Below are 7,516 nucleotides of genomic sequence, written 5' to 3' on the forward strand. Positions count from 1 at the left end.
GCTCGACAAGTCGCAGGACCCGGCGAAGATGATCCGTATGATCATTCTGGAGATGGAAGAAACGCTGGTTGAAGTCCGCGCTTCCGCAGCCCGGACGATCGCGGACCAAAAAGAACTGCGCCGGCACATCGACAAGCTAAATACGCTTGAAGCTGACTGGACCGACAAGGCTCATCTTGCGCTGTCAAAAGATCGCGAAGACCTTGCCAAGGCTGCCTTGGTCGAAAAGCGCAAGGCGACCGATATGAAAGACCAGCTGACGGCGGAAGTCGATGTTCTCAACGATGCGTTAAAAGCTTCGGAGCAGGATATTCACAAGCTGCAGAAAAAGCTCGCCGACGCCCGCAGCCGTCAGAACGCGTTGATGACGCGCCTTGAAAGCGCCGAGAATCAGGTCAAGCTGCGCACGATGTATAATGGCGACAAGGTTCGCGAGGCTTTCTCTCGCTTTGACGTGCTCGAACGCCGCGTGGACGAAGCGCAGGGATATGCAGACTCGCTGTCCATCGGTTCAGACGCCCCACGCAGTCTAGGCGACGAAATCGCAGCGCTTGAGTCCTTCGACGTGGTCGATGCCGAGCTGGAAGCGATGAAAAAAGCCATGAAACAAGACGCACAGAAGGAAGGTTGAACCGATGGAAGATACTCTCATCCCCGTTCTCGTCGTTGGCATGCTGTTCATTGGCTTGCCTTGGCTCATCCTGCATTATGTCACCCGCTGGAAAACCGCGGCAACGCTGACCAATGATGATGAGCGTATGCTCGGCGACATGAACGAACTTGCCCGTCGTCTGGAAGACCGTCTCGATACCGTTGAGCGTCTGGTCGCGCAGGAAAATCCCGAGTGGCAGCCACGTCGCATCGATCATGAAACAAAAGATTTCGACCCCGAAAATGTCCGCAGGCTGGAAAGGAACCGCTAAAATGGCTGGTACACATACCAAATTCTATCTCGATAAGATGAATGCGAAATGGAAAGGCGTTTGCGCCGGGATTGCCGACTATACCGGCGTGGACGTTCTCTGGGTACGGCTTGGCGCGGTGATGCTCACCCTGATGGGCGGTTTTCCGTGGACGCTGATTGCCTATGTCATCACCGCCTGGATGGCCAACCAAAAGCCAGTGCATCTCTATACCGATGATCGCCAAGACCAGAAATTCTGGCAGGGCGTGCGTCAGTCACCTGCCCGCACAACACGCGACATTCGTTCGCGTTTCCGGGAAATCGACCACCGGTTGGCCGAAATGGAAACCTATTATGTCAGCAACAACAAGCAGCTGGCGGACGAGATCGAGAGCCTTCGATAAACGGCGACATATTGGAAGGAATAATAATGTTTACGCTTATCATTCTCGGGCTGATTGGGTGGTTTGCATATCGCCACTTCGCACAGAAGAAACGCAACGCAGATCGCCGCAACTGGAGCGTTGATTTCCGCGACAGCCCCATCCGGCCCGTGACGCGCCGCCTGCCATGGAAAGAATTCAAATGAGCTTTGCGGGACCAAATTTCGTTATTGCGATTGTTGCAATGATGACAGTCGGATGGCTCATCAACAACTGGATCCGCGCCAAACATGGCTACCCGTTGGAAGATGAATGGGGCGGCAAGTCAGCGCTGACCGATGGCGACTATCCCGAAGCGGAGCGCAAAATCATGCTGCTCAGCAATGAAAATGAAACGCTGAATGGCAAGGTTGGTCGCCTAGAAGAACGGGTCGCGGTCTTGGAACGGATCGTCACGGATAAGGCCGGACGGCTGTCGGAAGAAATCGAAAAACTGCGCTGAGGCGCGCTGGAGAAAAATGATGGATCCCACGTTAGTTGAAGGCTTGATGCAACTGGCAATGCCGATCACTCTTATCACAGTTGTGGGCGTGGCTGGCTGGGTGCTCACCACATGGATGCGCATCAAAAATGGATATCCGCTTGATGGTATGTGGGGCCAGTCAGTCTATCCCAAGACCGACCAGGAAGCCGTCGAACGCGTAAAATTGTTGAGCCAAGAAAACGCGCAGCTGCGCGCAGAAATCGGCTCAATCAAGGACCGCCTCGCCAATGTGGAAAAAATCATCGTCGATGACAGTCACCGGTTAACATCTGAAATAGAGGCCCTTCGAGGGCCTTCGAATTGAGGAGGAAGTAATGGATCCGTTTCAAATGGTCGTCGCAATCATTGCCATCATCACGATCGGCAGGATTATCCAGACAAAGCAAAAGGCAAAGCTCGGAATCGTTGAAGACGAAAATTTCATGGGCACGAAAACCCACCGTCTTTTGAACAATGCGGATACGCAGCAGATGCAGGACGAAATTCGTGCCTTGAAAGAACGCATTCAGGTTTTGGAGCGCATCGCGACGGACAACAATAATACGAGTGACATCAACCGTCAGATTGAGGAACTGCGCAGCCGGTAACGGCGCGCGGACGGAAAGGAAGGACCATGCAACAGGATCCCAACTTCTACATCATTATCGGTGCCTTTGCGGTGCTATGCGTCGGCATCGTATCGTCATTAAGCCTACGCGGCTGGCGCGACTGGATTGCGCTTAAGCATGCCGAGCTGGAAACAATGCGCCATGGCAATGAAGCACCCGTGCCCTCGGCCACGTCGCGTATTGAAGTCGCCGATTTGAAAGAGCGCGTGAAAAGGCTTGAAGCCATAGCGGCAGGGATTGATATCTAAGCATCGCGGCCATATGCGCAGTGCATGACAACATTTGCCGACATTACCGAAGAATATGAATTTCTTGAGGCCGATGACCGCTATCGGTTGCTTATCGACCTCGGCCGCGAATTGCCCGAAATGCCCGCCGCGTTAAAAACCGATGCGACGCTCGTTCGGGGATGTTCCGCAAGTGTATGGGTCTATCCCGTGACCGCTGATAAAGAACTCACATTTTTGGCCGACAGCAACGCCGCGATCACCAAAGGCATCATCGCGCTGGTCCTGAAAACGGTTGAGCACAAAAATGCGGCCGACATTCTGAAGACCGATATCGAGAACGCCCTTGCGCCGTTCGACCTCAAAAATCAGTTAAGTTCGAACCGGACACAGGGCATTCCCAATATGATCTCGCTTATCCGCGAGACGGCAGCGCGTTACGCCGGCTGAGCCGGACGCAACCCAAGCCACATCGCAAGTGCAGGCAGTCGCGGCAGCAGCAGCCGGTCGAACAGCCACAGCGCAAACAGCGATGCCGCAAGCAACGGCAAGAGCAACGCCATAACACCGATGATCATCACAACCCCGCGCATTTTTGGTGGCACCGCAGCAATCGGCGGTGCGCCGAGCGCATCATCGGGCTTGCGCCTGCGCCACATCAGGAAACCTGACACAACCAATGTGATCAGGCCAAGCGCAGTGAGCACGCCGACCAACTGATTGAACCATCCAAAAAGCTGGCCCTCGTGCCATGCAATTCCATAATTGACCGCGCGATCAATCACATGCTTGTCGGCAAAGCCTTTCCGCGACATTTCCTTGCCCGTTGCAACATCAAATGTGATCTCGCGGTTCAATGGCCGGTTCTGCGCCTCCGACTTAATGGTCCAAGCCATCGGCGCAGGCGGGCCGAAACGCTCAGGCGCGCCTGGTGCTTTCACCAACGCCGGGTGCGGCAGTCGTTCGGCTTTCGCTTTGGCGACCATGTCCGCCAAACCAACCAGCGGAATGCCGGCAGCCTGCATTTTCATCATTGCATCATGATCATGCTCGGCATGCGGGGCGGCACTGCCCGTTTTCCAGTCTTGCGCGCCTTGCACGAGGCCCATTTCAGCGCGGGCAATACGGAAAGCATCGCCCCAGACGCTCGCCCAAGGCAGTCCTGTGGTTAGCAGAACAAGCGCCAGCCCTGAAACCCAGAAGCCAGTCACCGCATGCAGATCGCGCAGGAACACGCGATTGCCCTTCCCCAACCGGGGCCAAACGACACCGGCAAAGCGCTGCCCGCGCGGCCACCACATATACAGACCGGTCATGATCATGACGATCGCCCAGCACGCCGCCAGTTCAACAATCCAATCACCCATTTTGCCGATAAGCAGCGACCCATGTATCCGCGACACCGTGGCGGATATCCGGCTTTCCGGATCGATGCTGCCCAACACTTTACCCTGCGGTGACACATAGACGTCGCGCATGGATTGGCCGTCGGCGAGGCCGATATGTATCATCGCGGCATCGCCTGCATGTTCGGGCAAGCGATAGCTTTGGAATTGCGCACCCGGATTGGCCGCCATGACAGCGGCCAACTGCACATTGGGTGATACTGCCTGTTCAGTCGATAGGTTCGTAAATGCGCGCTCTTCCCAACGGTCCAATTGCGGCTTGAACAGGTAAATTGCGCCTGTTGTCGCAAGCACGAGGATCAGCGGCATGACAAAAAGCGAAGCATAAAAATGCCAACGCCAGATCGTGCGGTAGAAAGACGTATTTTCCATCTCTGCTCTCCTAAAACCGCGCGCGGACGCCGCCGTAAATGGCACGGCGTTCAACCGGGTAGTAAATGGCGGATGCTGCGGAGGCAAGGATAGCGGCCGATACGTCGCCAATGGTTTTCTCTCCGGTCAGGTTCCGCGCGTCAAGAAATAGATCGACCCCGGCCATAACGCGCGCGCCGGCAGATAAGCCTAACAGGGTATAGCCCGTCGTGCGTGTCGTGTTCCGATAGTCTGCCCATGCACCCTGCGGCACCCATTCGACATTCGGCGCAATATGCAAATCGTCGCTGCCAAATCGAAGCTCCGATCGCAGGACATGCTTTGGCACCACAGGCAGCCGGTTGTTGCCATATTGGGCATCAGCGACAAAGCGGAAGTCGGAATATTGCCAGATCTGCCGGAAGCGCAGCCAATCGGTTGGCGCGGCACTAAACGCGGCCTCGACACCCTGATGCCGTGTTTTATCGGCGTTGAACGTTGAGGCTGGAATGTCCCGCCCTACGGTAAATTGCAGCATTTCGCGTTTTATGTTCGCGCGGTACAGGGCAACATCGAAGCTCACCCATCCCATTTTCCCGCGTGTCCCGATTTCGGCTGTCCATGCAGTTTGTTCCTTTACAGGAACGAACGCCGCAATTTGCGCGAGTTCAACGAAGGTCGGAAATTCTGTGGATTTGCTATAATTGGCAAAAATTTGGACGTCTTCGGACGGTTCCCAGAGGACGCCAAATTTGGGCGAGAAGGCCTCGAACGACGCTGCGCCGGTTGCGGCAGACGGAACGATCTGAACCTGCTTTCGGAAGCCATCGGCATATATACCGCCTGCTATAAGCGTAACACCCGCAACCGGCGTTGCACGCAGCTCTCCATACATATTCGACGTCCGGGCCGTCTGGTCGGCTTCGAAGGTGAGCGCTCCACGCTTGCCGTTCACATTGATAAAGCGCTTTGAGTCAATTGTTCCCCAACGGGACTCTCCGCCGACAGTAACGCTCCAGTCGTCTCCCTCGCGATCATAACGGGCGAACACGCCGCGATCTGTCGATGTCTGATCAATGACCTGATAAATCGGGTGATATAATTCTTTGGCGTTCACGAACGCGCCAACATCCAGACGGCTTCTGCCCCAGTCGAAACGGGTCCGGTTCTGGATACGAACCGAATTGATATCGCGCGCCTGATCCCCGACAAAATTGCCGCTGCGTGGCGCAGTCAACGCCGTTGCGCGGGTCAGTGCACCGGGCAGTTCCTGATTAAGTGTCGTCGCGCTTGCGTAAAATCGCGTCGACACGACATCCGAAATCCTAACCCCAGCATTTCCGTTAAAGCGGATTGAGTTCCGCTGGGCGTGTTGCCGATCCCCCTTGTGGCTATCGGCGCTGATCGCTGCCCAAGCATTGGCGTCGTCGTCACCCACTCCAAAAGACGCCAAGCCACGATAAAAGTCAGAGCTGCCAACATCACCGCGAAGGTAAAGACCCGCGGCATTGTCTCCGGTGGGCGTAACACCGTTGATTGCGCCACCCAATGTACCGGAACCAAATCTCAACGCGTTCGCGCCGCGATATACCTCTAAATGGTCGAAAAATATGGGTTCAAGCTCTTGAAAGTCGCCATTGTCGTCGGCCAGATTGATGGGGACCCCATCCTGCAGCAACGTCAGTCCGCGCATGTGAAAGCCACGCGATAGACCCGAACCGCGAATGGAAATGCGGACCTCCTGCCCAAAACGCGGCTGGGTATACACGCCTGGCGAAAAGGCCAAGGTATCACGCAAAGACACGACGGTCTTGTCTGCATAATCTTCGTGGCTAACGACGTCGGTGCCGCCTGCGGTGTTGTTTGCCGATATTTCGGATTCGTCAGCGGCGGCACGGCCGGTGACAATAATCGTGGTGTCAGCAGCCTCTTCAGCTGCGGCAGGGGTAATGATGGCAATAACAGAGCACGCAACAGACGCGCGCAAAATGGACAAAAATTTCATGATATTTTCCTAAATCTAAACGAGAGATAGGCCGCAAAGCAGCCCTGTAGTTTAGACGTAAGAAGGTGGACCTATAGCTGGGGGCGGCGGGGCAGCGAGGCCAGCGCCAACCGAGACTTCGCGTTTGGCAAAAACAGGAATGGCAAGCGCAACAGGTGCCATTGCAACTTGGAAATCAGCGGAAAGCACGTCCGCCGCCATCGCGGCTCCCGCAAAGGCACAAGGTTGATGCTCAACCGATTTGCCTTTTGATGGATCTTCTTTGTGCAGCTTACCCGATTTGTCCATCCAGACGGTCTGGGTGTCCATTCCGGTACAGATGGTCAGCGCAAAACCACGCTCCGACGACGGCATAAAGCCAGACGGAATGATGACGCGCAAAGCCAGCGCCAGCAATATCATTGCTGCAGCTATATTCCGGAAGGGCGAAGATGCGCGAATCACGCGCGCCCTATGCGCTTGCAATTTGGCCCACGCAAGTAACTAACCCTTCCACTCGCGCCGTTCTTCGGCAACGCGCAGAACGTCATAAGCCGCCTGCCCCGCCTGAAAAGCCTTGGCCGCGTCGGCGTTGCCGGGGTTTACGTCGGGATGTGTTTCCTTGGCGATTTTGCGCCAGGCTTTTTTCGCGTCATCAAACGTGGAGTCGCTTTCAAGGCCCAAAATATCGAGCGCATGCATTTCATCACGGCTGCGGCTGCCGTCGCCGGACCCGGCCCAGCCATAATGCGCGGATTCTTTGTAGCCCGATGAATCGCGGCGCTCATTGGCCTCACGCTCGTCGGCTTCTTCCTTCGTCAGACCTTCGAAATAGTCCCAACCACGGTTATATTCACCGGCATGTTCTTCGCAGAACATCCAGCGGTCCGGGCTGTTGGGCGATTTCGGTGCGGGGCAGTTTCCGGCTTTGTTACAACCATAGCGGTCACACAGACGCACCTGTTGCGCTTCGGTGCTACTGCCATAGCCGCGCCAGCGGGGAAAACCCCAGTCATTTCGTCGAGTGGTACGCACCATGCCGCCGACTTAGCGACGGCACGCGCATTTTGCTAGTGGCGTAAACGCAATTTATGCGCCGGACAGAGCGC

General features: G+C 55.8%; 13 protein-coding genes. 9 read left to right on the forward strand and 4 right to left on the reverse strand.

Annotated elements, in window-relative coordinates; all coding sequences use genetic code 11:
- The 9 genes from ACILQA_RS08390 to ACILQA_RS08430 all read left to right on the forward strand — a co-directional run.
- The coding region (locus tag ACILQA_RS08390) for a PspA/IM30 family protein (protein WP_395629293.1) at positions 1-631 on the forward strand (631 nt) is incomplete at its 5' end.
- A 4-nt stretch (positions 632-635) separates the two neighbouring features.
- Entirely contained in the window at positions 636-923 is a 288-nt protein-coding gene (gene pspB / locus ACILQA_RS08395; RefSeq protein ID WP_395629294.1) for an envelope stress response membrane protein PspB, read from the forward strand.
- A 1-nt stretch (position 924) separates the two neighbouring features.
- Positions 925-1,308, forward strand: coding sequence for an envelope stress response membrane protein PspC (gene pspC / locus ACILQA_RS08400; RefSeq protein ID WP_395629295.1), 384 nt, complete (start codon positions 925-927; stop codon positions 1,306-1,308).
- A 26-nt stretch (positions 1,309-1,334) separates the two neighbouring features.
- A complete protein-coding gene (locus ACILQA_RS08405) occupies positions 1,335-1,493 on the forward strand; it encodes a hypothetical protein (protein ID WP_395629296.1) in 159 nt (52 codons plus the stop codon).
- Positions 1,490-1,789, forward strand: a complete 300-nt coding sequence (locus tag ACILQA_RS08410) for a hypothetical protein (RefSeq protein ID WP_395629297.1) — start codon at positions 1,490-1,492, stop codon at positions 1,787-1,789. Before ACILQA_RS08405 ends, ACILQA_RS08410 begins: the two co-directional genes overlap by 4 nt.
- A gap of 58 nt (positions 1,790-1,847) precedes the next feature.
- Positions 1,848-2,135 carry a hypothetical protein gene (locus ACILQA_RS08415; protein ID WP_395629298.1) on the forward strand — a complete coding sequence of 96 codons (288 nt, stop codon included), beginning with the start codon at positions 1,848-1,850 and terminating at the stop codon, positions 2,133-2,135.
- Positions 2,136-2,145: 10 nt separating this feature from the next.
- Positions 2,146-2,418: a hypothetical protein gene (locus ACILQA_RS08420; RefSeq protein ID WP_395629299.1), complete on the forward strand. Its 273-nt coding sequence runs from the start codon at positions 2,146-2,148 to the stop codon at positions 2,416-2,418.
- Positions 2,419-2,444: 26 nt separating this feature from the next.
- Positions 2,445-2,687: a hypothetical protein gene (locus ACILQA_RS08425; protein WP_324476840.1), complete on the forward strand. Its 243-nt coding sequence runs from the start codon at positions 2,445-2,447 to the stop codon at positions 2,685-2,687.
- Positions 2,688-2,711: 24 nt separating this feature from the next.
- Positions 2,712-3,116, forward strand: coding sequence for a SufE family protein (locus tag ACILQA_RS08430; RefSeq protein WP_395629300.1), 405 nt, complete (start codon positions 2,712-2,714; stop codon positions 3,114-3,116).
- Here the strand turns inward: ACILQA_RS08430 and ACILQA_RS08435 are convergent.
- The 4 genes from ACILQA_RS08435 to ACILQA_RS08450 are packed head-to-tail and all read right to left on the reverse strand — an operon-like array spanning position 3,104 to position 7,445.
- A complete protein-coding gene (locus tag ACILQA_RS08435) occupies positions 3,104-4,444 on the reverse strand; it encodes a PepSY-associated TM helix domain-containing protein (protein WP_395629301.1) in 1,341 nt (446 codons plus the stop codon). The two genes, ACILQA_RS08430 and ACILQA_RS08435, sit on opposite strands and share 13 nt — an antisense overlap.
- Positions 4,445-4,454: 10 nt before the next feature.
- On the reverse strand, positions 4,455-6,428 hold the full coding sequence (locus tag ACILQA_RS08440; protein WP_395629302.1) for a TonB-dependent receptor family protein: 1,974 nt from the start codon (positions 6,426-6,428) through the stop codon (positions 4,455-4,457).
- 51 nt (positions 6,429-6,479) lie between these two features.
- A complete protein-coding gene (locus tag ACILQA_RS08445) occupies positions 6,480-6,872 on the reverse strand; it encodes a hypothetical protein (protein WP_324482239.1) in 393 nt (130 codons plus the stop codon).
- Positions 6,873-6,911: 39 nt separating this feature from the next.
- Complete coding sequence (locus tag ACILQA_RS08450) at positions 6,912-7,445, reverse strand: J domain-containing protein (protein ID WP_324476851.1); 534 nt, start codon at positions 7,443-7,445, stop codon at positions 6,912-6,914.
- Positions 7,446-7,516 lie beyond the last annotated feature (71 nt).

The organism is Sphingorhabdus sp., from assembly GCF_044239005.1.
GTDB lineage: Bacteria > Pseudomonadota > Alphaproteobacteria > Sphingomonadales > Sphingomonadaceae > Sphingorhabdus_B.

Bases quoted from the DNA above. Each gene is read 5' to 3' on its own strand.
- pspB (WP_395629294.1), top strand. From the start codon at position 636: ATGGAAGATACTCTCATCCCCGTTCTCGTCGTTGGCATGCTGTTCATT.
- pspC (WP_395629295.1), top strand. From the start codon at position 925: ATGGCTGGTACACATACCAAATTCTATCTCGATAAGATGAATGCGAAA.
- ACILQA_RS08405 (WP_395629296.1), top strand. From the start codon at position 1,335: ATGTTTACGCTTATCATTCTCGGGCTGATTGGGTGGTTTGCATATCGC.
- ACILQA_RS08410 (WP_395629297.1), top strand. From the start codon at position 1,490: ATGAGCTTTGCGGGACCAAATTTCGTTATTGCGATTGTTGCAATGATG.
- ACILQA_RS08415 (WP_395629298.1), top strand. From the start codon at position 1,848: ATGCCGATCACTCTTATCACAGTTGTGGGCGTGGCTGGCTGGGTGCTC.
- ACILQA_RS08420 (WP_395629299.1), top strand. From the start codon at position 2,146: ATGGATCCGTTTCAAATGGTCGTCGCAATCATTGCCATCATCACGATC.
- ACILQA_RS08425 (WP_324476840.1), top strand. From the start codon at position 2,445: ATGCAACAGGATCCCAACTTCTACATCATTATCGGTGCCTTTGCGGTG.
- ACILQA_RS08430 (WP_395629300.1), top strand. From the start codon at position 2,712: ATGACAACATTTGCCGACATTACCGAAGAATATGAATTTCTTGAGGCC.
- ACILQA_RS08435 (WP_395629301.1), bottom strand. From the start codon at position 4,444: ATGGAAAATACGTCTTTCTACCGCACGATCTGGCGTTGGCATTTTTAT.
- ACILQA_RS08440 (WP_395629302.1), bottom strand. From the start codon at position 6,428: ATGAAATTTTTGTCCATTTTGCGCGCGTCTGTTGCGTGCTCTGTTATT.
- ACILQA_RS08450 (WP_324476851.1), bottom strand. From the start codon at position 7,445: ATGGTGCGTACCACTCGACGAAATGACTGGGGTTTTCCCCGCTGGCGC.